18 protein-coding genes and 1 pseudogene are annotated in these 19500 nt (G+C 61.7%); 10 read left to right on the plus strand and 9 right to left on the minus strand.

What is annotated here, in order from left to right:
- Positions 1-3: 3 nt before the first annotated feature.
- The 5 genes from etfA to AC3A5O_RS26450 all read right to left on the minus strand — a co-directional run bounded on the left by etfA (position 4) and on the right by AC3A5O_RS26450 (position 7000).
- Positions 4-1224 (minus strand): electron transfer flavoprotein subunit alpha, encoded by a 1221-nt coding sequence (etfA, locus tag AC3A5O_RS26430; protein ID WP_122566613.1) that lies wholly within the window; start codon positions 1222-1224, stop codon positions 4-6.
- Positions 1224-3173 carry a dimethylglycine demethylation protein DgcB gene (gene dgcB / locus AC3A5O_RS26435; protein ID WP_487753931.1) on the minus strand — a complete coding sequence of 650 codons (1950 nt, stop codon included), beginning with the start codon at positions 3171-3173 and terminating at the stop codon, positions 1224-1226. Before dgcB ends, etfA begins: the two co-directional genes overlap by 1 nt.
- Positions 3174-3336: 163 nt before the next feature.
- Positions 3337-5397: a dimethylglycine demethylation protein DgcA gene (gene dgcA / locus AC3A5O_RS26440; protein ID WP_122566611.1), complete on the minus strand. Its 2061-nt coding sequence runs from the start codon at positions 5395-5397 to the stop codon at positions 3337-3339.
- Between the two features lie 15 nt (positions 5398-5412).
- Complete coding sequence (locus AC3A5O_RS26445) at positions 5413-5943, minus strand: 4-vinyl reductase (RefSeq protein WP_092146299.1); 531 nt, start codon at positions 5941-5943, stop codon at positions 5413-5415.
- Positions 5944-6022: 79 nt separating this feature from the next.
- Complete coding sequence (locus AC3A5O_RS26450; protein WP_030139307.1) at positions 6023-7000, minus strand: dipeptidase; 978 nt, start codon at positions 6998-7000, stop codon at positions 6023-6025.
- A gap of 235 nt (positions 7001-7235) precedes the next feature.
- On the opposite strand from AC3A5O_RS26450, the gene AC3A5O_RS26455 reads away from it, so the two are divergent.
- The 3 genes and pseudogenes from AC3A5O_RS26455 to AC3A5O_RS26465 all read left to right on the plus strand — a co-directional run bounded on the left by AC3A5O_RS26455 (position 7236) and on the right by AC3A5O_RS26465 (position 8324).
- Complete coding sequence (locus AC3A5O_RS26455; protein ID WP_305471284.1) at positions 7236-7637, plus strand: lysozyme inhibitor LprI family protein; 402 nt, start codon at positions 7236-7238, stop codon at positions 7635-7637.
- A gap of 12 nt (positions 7638-7649) precedes the next feature.
- Positions 7650-7877 (plus strand): annotated as a pseudogene (locus tag AC3A5O_RS26460) (helix-turn-helix domain-containing protein); the annotation flags it as partial.
- Positions 7878-7907: 30 nt separating this feature from the next.
- Complete coding sequence (locus AC3A5O_RS26465) at positions 7908-8324, plus strand: DUF3010 family protein (RefSeq protein ID WP_487753932.1); 417 nt, start codon at positions 7908-7910, stop codon at positions 8322-8324.
- Between the two features lie 169 nt (positions 8325-8493).
- On the opposite strand, the gene AC3A5O_RS26470 is transcribed toward AC3A5O_RS26465, so the two are convergent.
- The 3 genes from AC3A5O_RS26470 to AC3A5O_RS26480 all read right to left on the minus strand — a co-directional run bounded on the left by AC3A5O_RS26470 (position 8494) and on the right by AC3A5O_RS26480 (position 12097).
- Entirely contained in the window at positions 8494-9678 is a 1185-nt protein-coding gene (locus AC3A5O_RS26470; protein ID WP_487753933.1) for an ATP-binding protein, read from the minus strand.
- 118 nt (positions 9679-9796) lie between these two features.
- Positions 9797-10966: an alginate lyase family protein gene (locus tag AC3A5O_RS26475; protein ID WP_487753934.1), complete on the minus strand. Its 1170-nt coding sequence runs from the start codon at positions 10964-10966 to the stop codon at positions 9797-9799.
- 183 nt (positions 10967-11149) lie between these two features.
- Positions 11150-12097 (minus strand): GlxA family transcriptional regulator, encoded by a 948-nt coding sequence (locus AC3A5O_RS26480; RefSeq protein ID WP_305468724.1) that lies wholly within the window; start codon positions 12095-12097, stop codon positions 11150-11152.
- A 220-nt stretch (positions 12098-12317) separates the two neighbouring features.
- On the opposite strand from AC3A5O_RS26480, the gene AC3A5O_RS26485 reads away from it, so the two are divergent.
- From AC3A5O_RS26485 to AC3A5O_RS26515, 7 genes are all read left to right on the plus strand, one after another.
- Positions 12318-13262: a choline ABC transporter substrate-binding protein gene (locus AC3A5O_RS26485; protein ID WP_122566604.1), complete on the plus strand. Its 945-nt coding sequence runs from the start codon at positions 12318-12320 to the stop codon at positions 13260-13262.
- A gap of 71 nt (positions 13263-13333) precedes the next feature.
- The gene (gene cdhC / locus AC3A5O_RS26490) at positions 13334-14221 is read left to right on the plus strand and encodes a 3-dehydrocarnitine:acetyl-CoA trimethylamine transferase CdhC (RefSeq protein WP_014340599.1); all 888 of its coding nucleotides are present in this window, start codon (positions 13334-13336) and stop codon (positions 14219-14221) included.
- 159 nt (positions 14222-14380) lie between these two features.
- The gene (locus AC3A5O_RS26495) at positions 14381-15346 is read left to right on the plus strand and encodes an L-carnitine dehydrogenase (RefSeq protein WP_305482005.1); all 966 of its coding nucleotides are present in this window, start codon (positions 14381-14383) and stop codon (positions 15344-15346) included.
- A gap of 167 nt (positions 15347-15513) precedes the next feature.
- Positions 15514-15990: a thioesterase family protein gene (locus AC3A5O_RS26500; RefSeq protein WP_122566602.1), complete on the plus strand. Its 477-nt coding sequence runs from the start codon at positions 15514-15516 to the stop codon at positions 15988-15990.
- Positions 15991-16009: 19 nt separating this feature from the next.
- Positions 16010-17173, plus strand: coding sequence for a gamma-butyrobetaine dioxygenase (locus AC3A5O_RS26505; RefSeq protein WP_122566601.1), 1164 nt, complete (start codon positions 16010-16012; stop codon positions 17171-17173).
- Positions 17174-17556: 383 nt separating this feature from the next.
- Positions 17557-17820 (plus strand): hypothetical protein, encoded by a 264-nt coding sequence (locus AC3A5O_RS26510; RefSeq protein ID WP_122566600.1) that lies wholly within the window; start codon positions 17557-17559, stop codon positions 17818-17820.
- Positions 17821-18035: 215 nt separating this feature from the next.
- Positions 18036-18200: a hypothetical protein gene (locus tag AC3A5O_RS26515; RefSeq protein ID WP_305483205.1), complete on the plus strand. Its 165-nt coding sequence runs from the start codon at positions 18036-18038 to the stop codon at positions 18198-18200.
- Positions 18201-18346: 146 nt separating this feature from the next.
- On the opposite strand, the gene gbdR is transcribed toward AC3A5O_RS26515, so the two are convergent.
- A complete protein-coding gene (gbdR, locus tag AC3A5O_RS26520) occupies positions 18347-19450 on the minus strand; it encodes a choline metabolism transcriptional regulator GbdR (protein ID WP_060740272.1) in 1104 nt (367 codons plus the stop codon).
- Positions 19451-19500: the final 50 nt, after the last annotated feature.

The raw sequence follows: 19500 nt of genomic DNA on the forward strand, positions 1-19500 counted from the left end.
TTCTTAAGCCGCATCGCGCTTGGCTTCGTTGCGGTAAGCCTCTACCGCCGCGATCAAGGCCTGGAGAATCGCCGCGCTGTCACCGATCACCGACAGGTCCGCCCGTTTGATCATGTCGCAGCCCGGGTCGAGGTTGATCGCCACCACCTTGTCGCAAGCGCCAATGCCTTGCAGGTGCTGGATCGCCCCGGAAATCCCCACGGCCACGTAGACCCGCGCCGTGACCCAGGTGCCGGACGCACCGACCTGGCGATCGCGGGCCATGAAGCCGTCGTCCACCGCCACCCGCGAAGCGCCTTCGGTGGCGCCCAGGGCCGCGGCAGTCTGGTGGAACAGCGCCCAGTCCTTGACCCCGTTGCCGCCGGAGAAAATGAATTCGGCCTCGGCCATCGGGATCGCACCCGGGTCCACCGCCACCGCGCCAAGATCTTCGATACGCGACAAGCTGCGGGCCACGCTTGTGGATAACTCCACCGGCAAGGCTTCGTGGCGGGTTTCGCTGACCGGTTCGGCACATTCGGCCGCCGCCAGAATCAAGCGCGCCAGCGGTCGGGCCAAGTCTTGCAGGCCCGCACCGGCGCGGCCGATGCACTCCTCGCCCTTGACCTGCCAGACCCGCGTGGCTGGGCGTTCGCCCAGGGCTGCGGCAAAGCGCCGGCCCAGTTCGCCGCCACCGGTGCGGCTGTCGGGCAGCAGCCAATGGCGTGGGTTGAACTGGTTATCCACAGCCCGCAGGCCCTGCACCCGTTGTTCCGGTGCATAACCGCTGAATGCCTCGCCCTCAAGCACCAGCAAGCGGTCGACGCCCGCCGTGGCGAAGGCACTTTCCTTGTGCTCGCCGAACACCACGGCCAGCACCGCGCCGTCGCTGCCGGCCAACTGATGGGCCAGGCCCAGCAGGTCGCGGTCGTGGCTGCTGAGGCGGCCACCGACCATGTCCGGAACGACGCAAATATGGAACGCCGGTTGCGGCACTTGATGCAGCGGCAATTGCACTTCAACGGCAGCGGTGCGTTTGCTCGCACCACCCTGTTGGGCACCGCTGCGATCAATCCGCTTGATGCCGTTGGGGCCGATGAAGCCGATGCCATGGACGTTCTTGCGGATGACGCCGTTGGGCCCCATCCAGCTGTGCTGTACCGGTTGCATGGCCGCGTGCAGCGGGTGCAAGCGGTTGCGGGCGATCCACTCGGCGCGAGGGTCGCGGCGGATGATGTCGCTCATTAATGCACCTCCGCGGGTTCACGTTTGGCTGGGGCCACGGGCTTGCTCGGGGCCGCGTCTTCCAGCAGCGCATCGGCCACCAGTTCGGCAATGTCCTTGATCATCGGCCGCGGTTCGACCACGCCTTCGAGCATCGCGGTGCACTGTGGGCAACCCACGGCCACCAGCTCGGCGCCGGTTTCTCGGATGTCGTCCATGCGCATGTCGGGGATCCGCTGCTTGCCTGGAATGTCAGTGATCGGCGCACCACCGCCACCGCCGCAGCAACGCGAACGGAAACCGGAACGCTGCATCTCCTTGACCTCGATACCCAGGGCACGCAGCACCTGGCGCGGTGCCTCGTATTCGCCGTTGTAGCGGCCCAGGTAGCACGGGTCGTGATAGGTCACGCTGTCGCCCTTGTGCTGGCCGAGGTTCAGCGCACCGGCGTCGATGATCTCTGCCATGTAGGTGCTGTGGTGCTGCACCAGGTAGTTGCCATCGAAGGCGCCGTATTCGTTTTTCAGCACGTGGAAGCTGTGGGGGTCACAGGTGACGATGCGGTTGAAGCTGTATTTGGCCAGGGTCTGGATGTTGCGTTTGGCCAGCAGTTGGAAGGTCGCTTCGTCACCCAGGCGCCGGGCCACGTCGCCGCTGTCGCGTTCTTCGAGGCCGAGCACGGCAAAGTCGATCTTCGCCGCCTTGAGCACTTTGACGAAGGCGCGCAAGGTGCGCTGGTTGCGCATGTCGAAGGCACCGTCGCCGACCCAGAACAGCACGTCGGTGGATTTCTTCTCGCTGAGCAGATTGAGGTTCAGGTCCGCCGCCCAGTTCATCCGCCCACCCGGGGCGAAGCCGCCAGGGTTGTCGGTGGCGATGAGGTTTTCCAAGACCTCGGCGCCCTTGTTCGGCGTCGCGCCTTTTTCCAGGGTCAGGTGGCGGCGCATGTCGACGATGGCATCGACGTGCTCGATCATCATCGGGCATTCCTCGACGCACGCCCGGCAGGTGGTGCAGGACCACAAGGTCTCGGCGTCCACCAGGCCGTTGACGATCGGCTGGTGCGGGTTGCCGCCGTGTTCGCCCACCGGTTTACCCGGATACGGGCTGCCGGCGAATTTCGCATCGGTGCCGCCGGCCAGGCCGACGACCATGTCCTGGATGAGTTTTTTCGGGTTCAACGGCTGGCCGGCAGCGAACGCCGGGCAGGCCGCTTCGCACTTGCCGCACTGCACGCAGGCATCGAAGCCCAGCAGTTGGTTCCAGGTGAAGTCCTTGGGTTTCTCCACACCCAGCGGCGCGGCGGGATCGTTCAGGTCCAGCGGCTTGAGGCCAGTGGAACGGCCGCCACCAAAGCGCTCGGCACGGCGGTGCCAGGCCAAGTGCAGGGCACCGGCGAAGGCGTGCTTCATCGGCCCGCCCCAGGTCATGCCGAAGAACAATTCCGACACGCCCCACAACACACCGACACCCAGGACCGCCGCCACCAGCCAACCGCCGAAGTTCTCCGGCAGGATGCCCGCCACCGGCAAGGTCACCAGGAAGAACGATGCCGAGAAGGCCAGCAGGCTTTTCGGCAGGCGCATCCACGGGCCCTTGGACAACCGGGCGGGCGGATTGCGCCGACGCAGGTAGACGAAGATCGCACCGACGAACATCACGGCCGACATCAACAGCAACGCATAGCCGAGGAAGCGGTTATGCAGGCCAAACCCGTGGACCAGGATCGCCAGCACCACCGACGCCACCGCACCACCGGCCGTGGCCACGTGGGTGTTGGCAATGTATTTGTCCCGCGCCACCACGTGGTGCAAATCCACCATGTAGCGCTTGGGCATGGCAAAGAGACCGCCGATCAGGTCGACCTTGGCCGGTCGTCCCCGGCGCCACATGTTCACCCGCCGCAAGGCGCCGAGGACCGCAAGGCCCAGGGCAGCGAACAGCAGGATTGGAAGAAGGGTGTTCAACATAGGTGTTGCTCCCAAAGACCTCAGGGTCTTGCAGGTCGAGATGCCTTACTCGGTACCTGTGGGAGCGAGCTTGCTCGCGATTGCATTCTGTCAGTCCCATTTACATTGACTGACCCACCGCTTTCGCGAGCAAGCTCGCTCCCACAGGATCATGTGCAAGCCGTTAGAAATCCTTGCACAACCGCAGGGCGTCGTAGATGGCCGCGTGGGTATTACGCTGGGCCACGCAGTCGCCGATGCGGAACAGCAGGTAGCCCTCGCCGCTCTGCTCCAGGCATGGCTGGGGCTTGATCGCGAACAGGGCTTCAACGTCGATCTGACCCTTGTTGCGCGAACCTTCCTTGAGCGCGTAGTAGATTTCTTCGTCCGGCCGCACGCCGTTTTCCACCACCACCTGGTCCACCACGCGTTCTTCCTTGGCACCGGTGTATTCGTTCTCCAACACCGCCACCAGCTTGTCGCCTTCGCGGTAGACCTTCTCCAGCATCATGTCCCCGGTCATGATCACTTCCTTGGGATACATGCTGCGGTAGTAGGTGGGGAACGACGTCCCGCCAATGGCCACGCCCGGCTTGATATCGTCGGTGACGATCTCGACCTGGCTGCCCTTGTCGGCGAGGAAGTCGGCCACCGACATGCCGGTGAACTCGCAAATAGTGTCGTAGACCAACACGTTCTTGCCCGGCGCAACCTTGCCGTCGAGCACGTCCCAGCTGCTGACCACCAGCCCTTCGGCGGCGCCCCAGTGCTCGTTCTGCTCCACGTTCGGATGCCCACCGACGGCCAGCACAACCACGTCCGGACGCAGGTCCATAATGGTCGCCGCGTCTGCCGCCACGCCCAGGCGCAGATCGACTTTCAGCCGCGCCAGCTCCAGCTGGAACCAGCGGGTGATACCGGCGATCTGGTCCCGTTGCGGAGCTTTCGAGGCGGTGGTGATCTGCCCGCCAATGAATTCCTTCTTCTCGAACAGGGTCACATCGTGGCCACGTTCGGCGGCCACACGTGCCGCTTCCATCCCGGCCGGGCCGGCACCAACGACGACCACTTTGCGTTTCGGCCCGGTGGACTTCTCGATGATGTGCGGCACGCCCATGTATTCACGGGACGTCGCGGCGTTCTGGATGCACAGCACGTCCAGGCCTTGGTACTGGCGGTCGATGCAGTAGTTGGCGCCGACGCATTGCTTGATCTGGTCGATCTGGCCCATCTTGATCTTGGCGATCAGGTGCGGGTCGGCGATGTGGGCGCGGGTCATGCCGACCATGTCGACGTAGCCGCCCTCCAGGATCCGCGTGGCCTGGTTCGGGTCCTTGATGTTCTGCGCGTGCAGCACCGGGACCTTGACCACTTCCTTGATACCGGCGGCCAAGTGCAGGAACGGCTCCGGTGGATAGCTCATGTTCGGGATGACGTTGGCCAGGGTGTTGTGGGTGTCGCAACCCGAGCCCACCACGCCGATGAAATCCAGCATGCCGGTGTCGTCGTAATACTTGGCGATCTGCTTCATGTCCTCGTGGGACAAGCCGTCCGGGTGGAACTCGTCGCCGCACAGGCGCATGCCCACGCAGAAATCGTCGCCCACTTCGGCGCGCACGGCTTTCAACACTTCCAGGCCAAACTTCATACGGCCTTCGAAGCTGCCGCCCCATTCGTCGGTACGCTTGTTGACCCGCGGGCTCCAGAACTGGTCGATCATGTGTTGGTGCACGGCGGACAGCTCGACGCCGTCCAGGCCACCGGCCTTCGCACGCCGTGCCGCCTGGGCGTAGTTGCCGATCACTCGCCAGATTTCTTCCGGTTCGATGGTCTTGCAGGTCGCACGGTGCACCGGCTCACGCACGCCGGACGGCGACATCAGGGTCGGCCAGTTGAAGCCGTCCCAGCGCGAGCGACGGCCCATGTGGGTAATCTGGATCATGATTTTGGCGCCATGCTTGTGCATGGCGTCGGCCAGGTTCTGGAAGTGCGGGATGATGCGGTCGGTGGACAGGTTCACCGAGCTCCACCATTCCTGCGGGCTGTCGATGGCAACCACCGACGAGCCACCGCAGATCGCCAGGCCGATGCCGCCCTTGGCCTTCTCTTCGTAATACTTCACGTACCGGTCGGTGGTCATGCCGCCGTCGGTGGCGTAGACCTCGGCGTGCGCGGTGCTGAGCACGCGGTTGCGGATGGTCAGCTTGCCGATCTGGATCGGCTGGAACATTGCTTCAAAAGCCATGGTGCGATCCTCGACTTACAACGGCTTGACGATGAACAGGCCGTCGTCGTGGCCTTCTTCGGAACCGCCGTAGACCTGCTCGGCCACGGTGCGGATCTTGCTGCCGCGAGCGGCGAGGATCTGGTCCATGGCACCGGCGAACCAGCCAGTGAACATGTAGTCGACCTTACGTCCGACCTTGCCGTACACATAGACAAATGCCGAGTGTTCGAGCTTGACGCTGGCGGTGCCTTTGTCCAGGTCGATGTCCTGGATCTTGAACAGGCCCCAGCCACGCTGGGACAGGCGCTTCATGTAGTGCTCGAACACCGCGACGCCTTCCAGGCCATGGCATTCGGCTTCTTTTTCACACCAGTGCCAGGCGGATTTGTAGCCGGCCTTGTAGAGAATCTCGGCGTAGGCGTCGGCGCCCAGCACTTCTTCGATGCCCATGTGGTTGTTGACGAAGAAGTGACGCGGTACGTACAGCATTGGCAGGGCGTCGGACGTCCAGATACCGGTTTCGCTGTCGACTTCGATAGGCAGTTGCGGGGCGATTTTGGCCATGAAAACTTGACTCCGGAAATTCGTGGTATTGCCTGCGGCGCAGAGGGCCGCAGGTAGAGGATTAGCGATGCGGCGGCGGTTATTCGCCCCAGACGTCTTTCAAGACGTTGACCCAGTTCTCGCCCATGATCTTGCGCACCACCCGCTCAGGATGGCCGCGCTTGAGCAGCGTCTCGGTGAGGTTCGGGAACTCGCCCACGGTGCGGATGCCCAGGGGGTTGATGATCTTGCCGAAGCTGGTCAGACGACGGGCGTAGCCCTTGTCGTGGGTCAGCATCTCGAAGAAATCCTGGCCGTGGCCCTGGGTGAAGTCGGTACCGATGCCGATGGCGTCCTCACCGACGATGTTCATGGTGTATTCGATGGCTTCGGCGTAGTCGTCGATGGTCGAATCGATGCCCTTGGCCAGGAACGGCGCGAACATGGTCACGCCGACGAAACCACCGTGGTCGGCAATGAACTTCAGCTCTTCATCGGATTTGTTGCGCGGGTGCTCTTTCAGGCCGGACGGCAGGCAGTGGGAATAGCACACCGGCTTCTTCGATTCGAGGATGACTTCTTCGGAGGTCTTGGAACCGACGTGGGACAGGTCGCACATGATGCCGACACGGTTCATCTCGGCGACGATCTCGCGACCGAAGCCCGACAGGCCGCCGTCACGCTCGTAGCAACCGGTGCCGACCAGGTTCTGGGTGTTGTAGCACATCTGCACCACACCCACGCCCAGCTGCTTGAAGATCTCGACGTAGCCGAGCTGGTCTTCGAAGGCGTGGGCGTTCTGGAAGCCGAAGATGATGCCGGTCTTGCCCTGCTCCTTGGCGCGACGGATGTCGGCGGTGGTTTTCACCGGGATCACCAGGTCGCTGTTCTCGCGGATCAGCTTCTGGCTGGCAACAATGTTGTTGATGGTGGCCTGGAAACCTTCCCACACCGACACGGTGCAGTTGGCTGCGGTCAGGCCGCCCTTGCGCATGTCTTCGAACAGGTCGCGGTTCCACTTGGCAATGATCAGCCCGTCGATAACGATGCTGTCGGCGTGCAATTCGGCTGGGCTCATCAGGCAGTCCCCTTTTATCAGCGATTCATGCGCCGAATCGTGTGCCGGCGCTTTGGGGCCAGCATATGCCTGAGGGCCGTTGCGACCCGGTGCAAAAACGACAGGGGAATTGCCGAAAGCGTCAATCCACGACAATGGGCTACGACAGGCCCACCCAGCCCGTCTGTTCTTTACCCGACGCTTGCGCCAGAATCCGCCGCATCACTGGTTTTCACTGGACTTGAGCGGCAACGCGATGAAATCAATCTTCCTGGCTTTGGCACTGATCAGCACCCTGGCACACGCAACCGAAGACACCGAGCCCAACCCCTGCGACGAAGTCGAAAACGACGTCCAGACCCTTGCCTGCTCGGCCTATGGCAAAACCGCCGCCGAACAATTGCTGGGCGAAAACCTGCAGAGCCTCTTCGAGCGCCTGCAAACCCGCTACGCCAGCGACAAGGCCCAGTTCAACGACATCACTGCCAAGGTCAAGGCCGCCCAACAACTGTGGCAAAAACAGCGCGACGCCGACTGCGCCATCGCCGCCTTCCCGGCCAAACCCGGCAGCGAAGCCTACAAAATCGCCGAAAACGACTGCATGGCCCAGGTGAGCGATGATCGATCGGAGTTTTTGGAGTCGATTGGGCAGGAGTAACCCCACCCTATGGATAACAACTTGATTCCCCATGAAGTCGTCAGCCGTATCGTCGACGGTGCCACGCCCATTCGTGCCTGGCGCGAACACTTGAACCTGACTCAAGATAAAGTCGCCAGGCGCCTGGGTATTTCTCAGCCGGCGTTTGCCCAGCAAGAGTCGGTCACCAGGCCTCGCCGAGCCACCCGCGAAAAAATTGCCGCGGCCTTTGGTATCCGGGCTGACCAGTTGGAGCTGTAAGCTGCCCCCCTTTCGCAAAGAGAGACTCCCATGAAGACCTGCGGCATCGAAATCAAAGGCAGCGAAGCGATCATCGCCGTTGCCTCGCTGGATCAACAGGTGTTGAGCCACGTCGCACTGAATACCAAGAAAATCGCCCTGGACGACGATGACGACGCCGCCAACGTCAAGGCGTTCGCCGCCCAGGTGCGGGCGTTCGTGGCGGACAACGGCATCGAACGCATCGCCATCAAGAAACGCAGCAAGAAAGGCGAGTTCGCCGGTGGTCCGACCACGTTCAAGATCGAAGGGGTTTTCCAGTTGCTGGACGGTTGTGAGGTGACGCTGCTGTCACCGCAAACCCTCAATGCGCAGAGCAAGAAACATGACTTCGCCCTGCCGGCGACGCTGAACAAGTATCAGCATGAGGCTTATAAGGCGGCGTGTTCGGCGCTGATGAAGAAATAGACCTCTCTCAGCCGAACAAGCACATGTGGAGAGTTTTTTGTGGGAGCAAAGCTTGCTCGCGATGGAGGCGATGCGGTCCTTCAGAAAACGAGTCGACTGTTTCGCGAGCAAGCTTTGCTCCCACAAAATCCCTCTCCACACAGGTCACTATGCTCGACCGCTAATCAGGTCAGGACCGATTCTGCTGCTGGCGATACCCCTTCAACCAATCGGCAAACGCCTTGTCCTCCAGCGCATAACCGCCGCGATTGGACTTCCACACCAACTCCTTGTCACGCAGCGCGTCGATGCACGACTGGATGGTCTGGGTACCGGGCACGACTTCGCTGCCCATGCTCTTCAGCACCTTGCCCACCGCCTCCAGCGTGGAATCGGTGAAAGGCGCGAAGGGCTCGTTGTTTTGCGAACGCTCGGCCATGACCTGCAGCACGGCGCGTTGCGGCACCGTCAGGGCGTTCCAGGCGCTCTCGAACTCGGTCCAGACGCCAGCGCGGAGCATTTCGGCGCTGTTGCGCAGCAATTCGCCCAAATGGCTTGCTTCACCCAGCTCCAGCGCAATTTCGCCAATGACGCTGCGCAACATCTCGGGACGGCGCCCAACCAGTTCAAAGGCCTGGTCAAGGTCATCGGCGTTGAACTGGTTGGTCTGGGCCAGGTGTGCGTTCAAATGGGCGGTGTAGGCCTGGATGAAGGCTTTGCCCAATAAAGGGAACGGCGTGATGCTGGACCCGTAGAACGGTTGGTTACGGCTGAGTACCAAGTGCGCGAGCTTGTCGCGATTGGAGCCGGTGAACACCAGCCGCAGGCCGCTGGTATCACCCTCACGCCCCTGGTTGAGCTGATCGCGAGCGGCCTTGAGGCCGAACATCGCATTGACGCCGGCCTCGGTGGTCAACGCATGCTGGGCTTCGTCGATCACCAACACCACGGTTTTACCGGCAGCACTGTGCAGCAACTCCAGCGCCTGGGTCAGCGTCGCGCCTTCGGGCAGTTGCGGCAGGCTGAAATCCCAGGACAACGTGCGCAAGAAACTGAGTTTGTCGATGCCCATGGACTTGGCAAGCTTGCGGATGCCCTTTTCATAAGGCACCAGTGCCCCGGCGATGGCCGAGGCGATCAGGTCGGCAGGGTCCTTCTCCTTGTTGGCCCAAAGGTCGACATAGACCGCGAGCCAACCACGGGTTTCGCATTCGGGAATCAAGTCTTCGCGCAGGAAGGTACTTTTTCCGGTACGCCTTGGCGCGGCCAGGAACAGGCCTGAGGTGTAATCCTGGATCCCGGCGCCAGCCAGCCCATCGACAATATTGCGGGCCAGATCGGGACGCCGGAAAACAAAACCGGGGTGCTTGGACATGGTTTTATACTCAATTATGGCGACAGGTATAATTTATAGTCGTGAGTATAATTGAGGATAAATGCCTGTCAAACCCGCTCCGCCCGTCCGGATCCTCTCAACCAAATACGACTGTCTCTTAGGGGATGATTCCCGTGGACCCATGAGTCAGGGTCTCCCAAAGGTAATGAAATTTGCCTTTGACGGGGCGGTGCTTTTGCAGGAAAAGCGACGTCTGCGGCAGGGAAAGGCCTTCGCGCAGCGCGTAGTGATTGAAGCCTATCTCGAACGTACCGACCGTATCGTTCTTGTATCCATCATAGGCCTTGCATAATTTTGCCTGGCCACCGTTTTGATAGGCACTGTGCAATTCCATCGCCTTAGGGATACGTAACGCGGCCTGACTGATTTGATCCTGATACAAATCAAGCCCCTGTAAACGAGCGCTCTGCGCAACATTGATTATTGCCGCCAAACCATAAGCCGCATGTTCAAAATCCCGACAACTTTCTTGCGTCAAACCTTCTACGTAGGTTTCAGGGTTGCTCCAGTGCGCATTGATTTGCGCGTTGCTGCGCGGACACCACGGAGCGTCTTTCGGACGCGCGCCATCTGAGGAAAGATAGATATAGGACGGAACGAGGCTACGCCACTTCGCAACAGCGTCATCAAGCCATATTTGATTTTTATTGAATACAGCAATATTGAACATCGCTTCAATGGCGCTTGCATGCCAATTTTTGTTATAGCAAACATAACCGCCAGAAAAAGCACGTAGCACATCAGGATAATATTGCCTCGCAAACAGCCGAGTAACCTTGTCTTTTTCCGGTTGGGGCCATCCGTCATAGGAATATTTGACAATCTCAGCAGCCCGAGTAAACAACTCTGCCCCCCAGGCAGCCTGCAAGGGACCATTACTGTTAGTGTGTCCCCCCGTCAGCGTCTCGGCCCATGCGTTAAGGATTTTTCGTACGTTTTCGGCATATCGAGGGTCACCGCTCAACCGCCACAATAACGCCTGTGTGTAGGCCGCTCGTGCGTCTCTAATTTCATCCGAACAGCCATTATTGGGGTTTGAATACGAGCCGCACTCCACAGTCGCCCAAGGAGTGGGCTCGTAGGCTTTATCGGCCAACGGGTCCTGCAAAGCTCTCTCATAAGCACTTTTCCAAGGTTCACGGTAAATATTTTCCTTGATGTACCGTAATTGTTTGAAGTCCACCAAGATACCCGGGTGGGCAATTTCCCCCTGTGCCGCGCGACTCATAAATAGCAACAACCAAAAAAGCCAGACACTTTTTCTCACGCACAGCACCTCGCTTGACGCTTATTCAGCACCCGACGACAACAAGCATTATTGGATTGGCGGACAACGCGTTGCCCGCCGAAACTAACGAAGGACAGTCTTTAAAAAAATCACAGCAGCCGCCACAAACAATCTAAATCAAGATGTTTTTAATTGTTTTCGATGCGCTCGCCATTGAAGCGTTTAATTTCTCGCCACCTGTCGCCGATCCTCCCGCGGGCAGCGCGCGAACCGTGTCCGATAGCTGCGGGTAAAGTACGACGGTGACTCAAAGCCGCAGGCGATGCTCACCTCCAGCACGCTCATGTCGGTCTGGCGCAGCAGCTGCCGGGCCTTTTCCAGGCGCAGGCGCAGGTAGAAGTTGCTCGGGGTGTCGTTCAGGTGCAGGCGGAACAGGCGTTCGAGCTGGCGGCGGGTGACGTTGATCGACTCGGCCAACGCCAAGGTGCTCAGGGGCGGTTCGCTGTGGGTTTCCATCTCGCCGATGACGTGCACCAGCTTCTTGTTGCGAACGCCATAGCGATTGGCGATTTCCATGCGCTGGTGGTCTTTGCGCGGGCGGATGCGGCCGAGCACGAACTGTTCGCTGACCTGGATCGCCAGTTCCGAACCGTGGGCCTGGCCGATCAGATCGAGCATCAGGTCGATGGACGCGGTGCCGCCCGCACACGTGATGCGGCGCCGGTCGATTTCGAACAGTTCCTGGGTCACGCCAAGCTGTGGATAAGACTCCTTGAACGCCTCGATCGCTTCCCAATGCAAGGTCACGCGATGCCCTTCCAGCAGTCCCGCCTCGGCCAGGACCACGCTGCCGGTGTCGATGCCGCCCAGGATCACGCCTTCGCTGTCCAACCGATGCAGCCAGCGCTCCAGTGTCGGGGTGGCGAATTTCAGCGGCTCGAACCCCGCCACCACCCAAAGGGTCGCGCCTTTCTTCAAGGGCTCCAGCGCGGCATCGGCGTTGACCGACATGCCGTTGCTCGCCAGCACCGCCCCGCCATCGATACTCAGCACATGCCAGCGATACAGCTCGCCGCGAAAACGATTGGCCACCCGCAACGGCTCGATGGCCGAAATGAAGCCGATGGCTGAAAAGCCCGGCATCAACAAGAAGTAGAAATCCTGGGACATGGAGCGCACTCGATTGGCGGGTAGCGTGCGGATCTTGATACGCCAGTTGCAAGGGCTGTTCAAGCGCTGCAGGCCCCTATTCGTGAAACAGGACACTAGGTCGCCGCAGTGCAAGAGCACGTCGCCGCTGTGCGTTTTGCCAGGCGTGGGGCTGCGTAACTTGGCATCACCGGCACGCAGATGCCGGAACCCATAACAATAAGCTGCCGAGGAACCCGACATGAAACGACTGATCAGCTCCTGCGTCCTTGCACTCAGCGGTACCGTTTTCCTGAATGGCGCGGTCATGGCGGGCGAGCCCGCCGCATGCCAGAACGTACGCCTGGGCGTGGTCAACTGGACCGACGTCATCGCCACCAGCGCCCTGACCCAAGTGATGCTCGACGGTCTCGGCTACAAGACCAAGCAGACCAGCGCCTCCCAGCAAATCATCTTCGCCGGCATCCGCGACCAGCGCCTGGACTTGTTCCTGGGCTACTGGAACCCGTTGATGACCCAGACCATCACCCCATTCGTCGAGGCCAAGCAGGTCAAGGTGCTGGAGCAACCCAGCCTCAAGGACGCCCGCGCCACTCTGGCCGTACCGACCTACCTGGCCGACAAGGGCCTGAAAACCTTCGCCGACATCGCCAAATTCGAAAAAGAGTTGGGCGGCAAGATCTACGGCATCGAACCTGGTTCCGGCGCCAACACCCAGATCAAGGCGATGATCGCCAAGAACCAGTTCGGCCTGGGCAAATTCCAACTGGTGGAATCCAGCGAAGCCGGCATGCTCGCCGCCGTGGACCGCGCCGTACGGCGCAAGGAAGCCGTGGTGTTCTTCGGCTGGGCGCCGCATCCGATGAACGTCAACGTGCAAATGACCTACCTCACCGGCAGCGAAGACGCCCTCGGTCCGAACGAAGGCATGGCCACCGTGTGGACCGTCACTGCGCCAAACTACGCCGAGCAATGCCCGAACGTCGGTCGCTTGCTGAGCAACCTGACCTTCACCGCCGAAGACGAGAGCCGGATGATGCAGCCGTTGCTCGATCACAAGGATCCCCTCGAATCGGCCCGGCAATGGCTCAAGGATCACCCGCAAGACAAGCAGCGCTGGCTCGAAGGCGTGACCACCTTCGACGGCAAGCCGGCCGCCGACAACCTGAAACTCACCAGTAACTGACCCACCGTTATCCATCTGCGCAGCGCCAAAGGGCTGCGCAGTGACTTACCACGCCTGAAGGAATCCGCACCATGAACCACGACGTCATCATCACCTGCGCACTCACCGGTGCTGGCGACACGACCGCCAAGAGCCCGCACGTGCCGGTCACCCCGAAACAGATCGCCGCCGCTGCCGTCGAAGCTGCGAAGGCCGGGGCCACGGTGGTCCACTGCCACGTCCGCGACCCGCAGACCGGCAAGTTCAGCCGCGACGTGGCGCTGTACCGCGAAGTGATGGAGCGCATCCGTGAGGCGGACGTGGACATCATCGTCAACCTCACCGCCGGCATGGGCGGCGACCTGGAGATCGGTGCCGGCGAACGGCCGATGGAATTCGGCCCCAACACCGACCTGGTGGGGCCGCTGACCCGCCTGGCCCACGTCGAAGAGCTGTTGCCGGAAATCTGCACGCTGGATTGCGGCACCCTGAACTTTGGCGACGGCGACACCATTTACGTCTCCACCCCGGCGCAACTGCGGGCCGGCGCCAAGCGCATCACTGAACTGGGGGTCAAGGCCGAGTTGGAGATCTTCGACACCGGCCACCTGTGGTTCGCCAAGCAACTGATCAAGGAAGGCCTGCTGGACAACCCGCTGTTCCAGCTCTGCCTGGGCATCCCGTGGGGCGCACCGGCCGACACCACCACCATGAAGGCCATGGTCGACAACCTGCCGGCCGATGCAGTGTGGGCCGGCTTCGGCATCGGCCGCATGCAAATGCCGATGGCCGCCCAGGCAGTGCTGCTGGGGGGCAACGTGCGGGTCGGGCTGGAAGACAACCTCTGGCTGGACAAAGGCGTGCTCGCCACCAACGGCCAATTGGTGGAGCGGGCTGGCGAAATCCTCAGTCGCCTTGGGGCGCGAGTGCTCACGCCCGCTGAGGGGCGCAAGAAAATGGGTCTGACTCAGCGCGGCTGACCAAACACTTATCTCCCCCTAGGGACACAACCTGTGGGAGCAAGGCTTGCCCGCGATGACGGTATGTCAGTCGACATCCCTGTTGAATCTACTGCCGCCATCGCGGGCAAGCCTTGCTCCCACAGGGAATCACCGAACTATTTCTTCAGGAAAATCACCATGAGCTTCATCACCGACATCAAGACCTTTGCCGCCCTGGGCAGCGGCGTGATCGGCAGCGGCTGGGTCAGCCGGGCCTTGGCCCATGGCCTCGACGTTGTCGCTTGGGACCCGGCCCCCGGCGCTGAAGCCGCGCTGCGCAAACGCGTCGCCAACGCCTGGGGCGCCCTGGAGAAACAAGGCCTGGCCCCTGGCGCCTCGCAGGATCGCCTGCGCTTTGTCGCCACCATCGAAGAATGCGTGCGCGACGCCGACTTCATCCAGGAAAGCGCCCCCGAGCGGCTGGAACTCAAGCTCGAACTGCACGCCCAGATCAGCGCCGCCGCCAAGCCAGATGCACTGATCGGATCGAGTACCTCGGGGCTGCTGCCAAGCGAGTTCTATGAAAACTCCACCCACCCGGAACGGTGCGTGGTCGGGCACCCGTTCAACCCCGTCTATCTATTGCCGCTGGTGGAAGTGGTCGGTGGCAAAAACACCGCGCCCGAAGCCGTGCAAGCGGCGATGCAGGTGTATGAATCCCTCGGCATGCGGCCGTTGCACGTGCGCAAGGAAGTGCCCGGCTTCATCGCCGACCGCCTGCTCGAAGCGCTGTGGCGCGAGGCCCTGCATCTGGTCAACGACGGTGTCGCTACCACTGGGGAAATCGACGATGCCATCCGTTTTGGCGCCGGCCTGCGCTGGTCGTTCATGGGCACGTTCCTGACCTACACCCTGGCCGGCGGCGATGCCGGCATGCGGCACTTCATGGCCCAGTTCGGCCCGGCACTGCAACTGCCGTGGACCTACCTGCCAGCGCCGGAACTGACCGAGAAGCTGATCGACGATGTGGTGGATGGCACGAGCGAGCAATTGGGCAACCACAGCATTTCGGCCCTGGAGCGCTATCGTGATGATTGCCTGCTGGCAGTGCTGGAGGCGGTGAAGGCCACCAAAGCCAAACATGGCATGGCCTTCAGCGAGTAATCCTGGGCTTTTTGGGCCAGCAGATCTGGCCCCATCGCGAGCAAGCTCGCTCCCACAGGAATTTCGCGGTGTGAACACTATTTTATTTCACTCAGAAGATCCCCTGTGGGAGCGAGCTTGCTCGCGATAGCGCCAGCCCAGTCACCACAACTGTCGGAACCAGGACCATGCCCACCCTCACCACCTACCAAACCCCCATCCTCCCCGAATGGGTCGATTACAACGGCCATCTGCGCGATGCCTTCTACCTGCTGATCTTCAGCTACGCCACCGACGCGCTGATGGACCGGCTCGGCCTGGACAGCCAGAACCGCGAAGCCAGCGGCCACTCGCTGTTCACCCTCGAACTTCACCTCAATTACCTGCACGAAGTGAAGCTTGGGGCCGAGGTGCAAGTGCACACGCAGATCATCGGTCACGACGCCAAACGCCTGCATCTCTATCACAGCCTGCACCTGGTTGGTGGTGATAAAGAGTTGGCCGGCAATGAGCAGATGCTGCTGCACGTCGACCTCGCCGGTCCGCGCTCGGCGCCCTTCACGCAGCAGACCCTGGCCCGGCTCGACGCCCTGCTCGACGAGCAATCCGACCTGCCGCCCCCGGCGTACATCGGCCGGGTCATCGCCCTGCCCCCCGCCCGATAAGCCTTGAACAGGAGATCGCATGAACACCGCCGCCGCTTTTGCCGACTTCCGCCGTTATCCCCTGATCTTCGCGTTGACCGCCGCAACCCCCTTGGCCGACCAGGTGCAAGTGACGTGGGCCGATGGCCGGACCAGCCCTTTTCATCACCCATGGCTGCGGGACAACTGCCCGTGCGCCCAATGCGTCTACAGCGTCACCCGCGAGCAGGTGCTGGAAATCGTCGACGTCCCGGAAGGGATGTCACCCAGGGCGGTCCGTCTCGACACCGAAGGCTGTCTCTGCGTGGACTGGCAGGACGGCCACCAGAGCCGTTTCGACCCGGGCTGGTTGCGCGCCCACGCCTACGACGATCAATCCCGGGCCGAGCGCCTGGCGAACAAGCCGCGGTGCCAGCTGTGGCGGCACGACCTGCCACTGCCGGTGTTCGATTACCCGGCGCTGATGGACGATGCCGATGCGTTGCTGCACTGGTTGCTGGCGGTGCGCGACATCGGCCTGACCCAAGTGCGTGGCGTGCCCACCGAACCCGGTTCGCTGAAACGCATTGCCCAGCGCATTTCCTTCATCCGCGAGAGCAACTTCGGCGTGCTGTTCAACGTGCAGTCCAAGGCCGATGCCGACAGCAACGCCTACACCGCTTTCAACCTGCCACTGCACACCGACCTGCCGACCCGGGAGTTGCAGCCGGGGCTGCAGTTCTTGCATTGCCTGGTGAATGACGCTGACGGTGGCGAGAGCATTTTTGTCGACGGTTTTGCCATTGCCGAGGCGTTGCGCCAAGAAGACCCCGAGGCCTTCGACGCCCTTTGCCAGATCCCGGTGGAATTTCGCAACAAGGACCGCCGCAGCGACTACCGCTGCCTGGCGCCGATCATCGCCCTGGATGCCCTCGGGCAGGTTTCGGAAATCCGCATGGCGAACTTCCTGCGAGGGCCGTTCGACACCTCGGTCGAGCAGATGCCCAGGCTTTACCGTGCCTACCGCCGCTTCATCGCCCTGACCCGCGAGCCACACTTTCGCCTGGTGCAGCGCCTCGAACCCGGCCAGCTCTGGTGCTTCGACAATCGCCGCACCCTCCACGCCCGCAACGCCTTCGACCCGGCTTCCGGAGCCCGGCATTTCCAGGGGTGTTATGTGGATAGGGATGAGTTGCTGTCGCGGATTCTGGTGTTGCAGAGGTAGACCGCGTCATCGTTCATCGCGAGCAAGCTCGCTCCCACATTGAGTTCTGTGAACGCCACAGCCCCCCCTGTGGGAGCGAGCTTGCTCGCGATAGCGCCCAGTCAAACACCCCATCACGTCCTGATTTTCACAGGCAAAAAAATCCCCGATCAAGCCGTGACAGGATCGGGGCAGGAGCGTTACTGGAGGAGCTGTTGCGCGAGGGTGACCAAACCATCGTGATTCAGCTTGGGGCCAGTGTGCCCAGTCCAGGTCTGGGCAAGTTAGCCGAAAACGACGCCTCCATAGTCATTCATGACATTGCGACCATTTGCCCTTGCCGCCGCTTCGGGTGGCTACCAGAATCGAGACACGACCCCAATCCCTGAACAAGGAAAAGCGTCATGATGCACGCCGATTTGATCGACCAGGAAGACCTGCTGGGCCACCTCAAGGCCCTGGGGTTGCAGATACCCAGCGGTGCCACTGCCGAGCAGGCCTGCGAATATGCCGTGCGGGGGCTGGATACGGCCCGCGCCAATGAATTGCGCAAGATGGTCAAGGACATGTACACCAGCGGCGCCACCGTCCTGCCGGCCGTGCGCGAGGCGTTCGACAAGCAGTTGTTGCCGGCGTTGACGCAATACCACCAGACCCATAGCGGCTAGCGGCTGATAAAACCTGTGGGAGCGAGCTTGCTCGCGATGACGGCCTCGCAGCCGGCCAGGGTTTTGTTGACTGAGTACATATCCATTTTTTGCGTAACGGCCGCTTAGGGTTCCGCCCTTACGGCGGCTCACTTTTGGAAAAGCCGGGAGCCGGACCAGCCAAAAGTAAGCAAAAGCGCTTTGCCCCACCACTCGGTGCCTCGCTTAGGCTCGGCATGCCTGAACGAAGGCATTGCTCCGTGAGCCGCCGCGAAGGGCCATCCATGGCCCAGCGCGGCTACCTCGGCATCCATGCCGAGGTGCCCACTGCGCAATACCTTCATTCAGCCAGCGAGGTTAACGGGGCGCCCGAGATCAACGTCCACCACGAGGCGGCCTGATAGCCGACCTGGTTCTTGGTGAGACCGCGTTTCCCCTGTGGGAGCGGGCTTGCTCGCGAAGACGGCCTTACAGCCGACCTCTCTCTCTGGCCACCCCCCAATCCAACTGTGGGAGCGAGCTTGCTCGCGATGAAGGCGCTGAGGTCTTAGAGCCTCACACTGGCAAACGTCGACTCATTACGCGCCTGACTCAGCGCCGACAGCGGCCCGGACAATGGCGACAGCACCAGCGCCTGCGGCAGCGGCATCATTGCCACCTGTTGTGTGGTGTTGGAGCCGACGCGTTCGTCCCTTGGCGGTATGCCGAAGTATTCGCGGTAGCACTTGGAGAAGTGCGGGGTAGAGACAAAGCCGCACACCGACGCCACTTCGATGATCGACATCGGCGTCTGCTTGAGCAGTTGTCGTGCACGAATCAGCCGCAGCTTGAGGTAATAGCGCGACGGTGAGCAGTGCAGGTATTTCTGGAACAACCGCTCCAACTGGCGCCGGGACACGGCGACGTACACCGCCAGTTCGTCCAGGTCGATCGGCTCTTCGAGGTTGGCTTCCATCAGCGCGACGATTTCCTGCAACTTCGGCTGGTTGGTGCCAAGCATGTGCTTGAGCGGCACACGCTGGTGATCCTGCTCGTTGCGGATACGCTCGTAGACAAACATTTCAGAGATCGCCGCCGACAGCTCACGACCGTGATCACGACTGATCAAGTGCAGCATCATGTCCAGCGGCGCGGTGCCACCGGAGCTGGTGAAGCGGTTGCGGTCGAGGGTGAACAGGCGGGTGCTCATCGATACCCGCGGGAAAGCTTCCTGCATCGCCGCCAGGCATTCCCAGTGCACGCTGCAATCGAAACCGTCCAGCAGGCCGGCGCAGGCCAGGGCCCAACTGCCGGTGCAGACCGCGCCGAGGCGACGGGACTGGCGGGCCTGGCTCTGCAGCCACGACACGTGTTCACGGGTCACGGTGCGCTGGATGCCGATGCCGCCACAAACGATGACGGTGTCCAGGGGCGGCGCCTTGTGCATGGAGGCGTCGGGGGTGATCTGCAAACCGTCGCTGGCCCAGACCTGGCCGCCATCGACCGTAAGGGTGGTCCAGCGATACAGCTCGCGACCGGATAGTTGGTTGGCCATGCGTAGCGGTTCTACCGCGGACGCCAGGGAAATCAGCGTGAAATTGTCCAGCAGCAAAAAGCCGATGGATTGAGGCGCACGGTTCTGGGGTTGGGCCCCGGAGTTGGACGTCGTCATCGCGGTATCTCCTCACACAAAGCGGGTGATGGCCTCAGGCGGAGGCTCTT

Source organism: Pseudomonas sp. Soil_N_39 (assembly GCF_057655955.1).

Coding starts and splice junctions, on each gene's coding strand:
- AC3A5O_RS26485 (WP_122566604.1), top strand. CDS start 12,318: ATGAAACGACTGATCAGCTCCTGCGTCCTTGCACTCAGCGGTACCGTT.
- gbdR (WP_060740272.1), bottom strand. CDS start 19,450: ATGACGACGTCCAACTCCGGGGCCCAACCCCAGAACCGTGCGCCTCAA.
- AC3A5O_RS26500 (WP_122566602.1), top strand. CDS start 15,514: ATGCCCACCCTCACCACCTACCAAACCCCCATCCTCCCCGAATGGGTC.
- AC3A5O_RS26505 (WP_122566601.1), top strand. CDS start 16,010: ATGAACACCGCCGCCGCTTTTGCCGACTTCCGCCGTTATCCCCTGATC.
- etfA (WP_122566613.1), bottom strand. CDS start 1,224: ATGAGCGACATCATCCGCCGCGACCCTCGCGCCGAGTGGATCGCCCGC.
- AC3A5O_RS26450 (WP_030139307.1), bottom strand. CDS start 7,000: ATGAGCCCAGCCGAATTGCACGCCGACAGCATCGTTATCGACGGGCTG.
- cdhC (WP_014340599.1), top strand. CDS start 13,334: ATGAACCACGACGTCATCATCACCTGCGCACTCACCGGTGCTGGCGAC.
- dgcB (WP_487753931.1), bottom strand. CDS start 3,173: ATGTTGAACACCCTTCTTCCAATCCTGCTGTTCGCTGCCCTGGGCCTT.
- AC3A5O_RS26515 (WP_305483205.1), top strand. CDS start 18,036: ATGCCTGAACGAAGGCATTGCTCCGTGAGCCGCCGCGAAGGGCCATCC.
- AC3A5O_RS26480 (WP_305468724.1), bottom strand. CDS start 12,097: ATGTCCCAGGATTTCTACTTCTTGTTGATGCCGGGCTTTTCAGCCATC.
- dgcA (WP_122566611.1), bottom strand. CDS start 5,397: ATGGCTTTTGAAGCAATGTTCCAGCCGATCCAGATCGGCAAGCTGACC.
- AC3A5O_RS26445 (WP_092146299.1), bottom strand. CDS start 5,943: ATGGCCAAAATCGCCCCGCAACTGCCTATCGAAGTCGACAGCGAAACC.
- AC3A5O_RS26510 (WP_122566600.1), top strand. CDS start 17,557: ATGATGCACGCCGATTTGATCGACCAGGAAGACCTGCTGGGCCACCTC.
- AC3A5O_RS26495 (WP_305482005.1), top strand. CDS start 14,381: ATGAGCTTCATCACCGACATCAAGACCTTTGCCGCCCTGGGCAGCGGC.
- AC3A5O_RS26455 (WP_305471284.1), top strand. CDS start 7,236: ATGAAATCAATCTTCCTGGCTTTGGCACTGATCAGCACCCTGGCACAC.
- AC3A5O_RS26470 (WP_487753933.1), bottom strand. CDS start 9,678: ATGTCCAAGCACCCCGGTTTTGTTTTCCGGCGTCCCGATCTGGCCCGC.
- AC3A5O_RS26465 (WP_487753932.1), top strand. CDS start 7,908: ATGAAGACCTGCGGCATCGAAATCAAAGGCAGCGAAGCGATCATCGCC.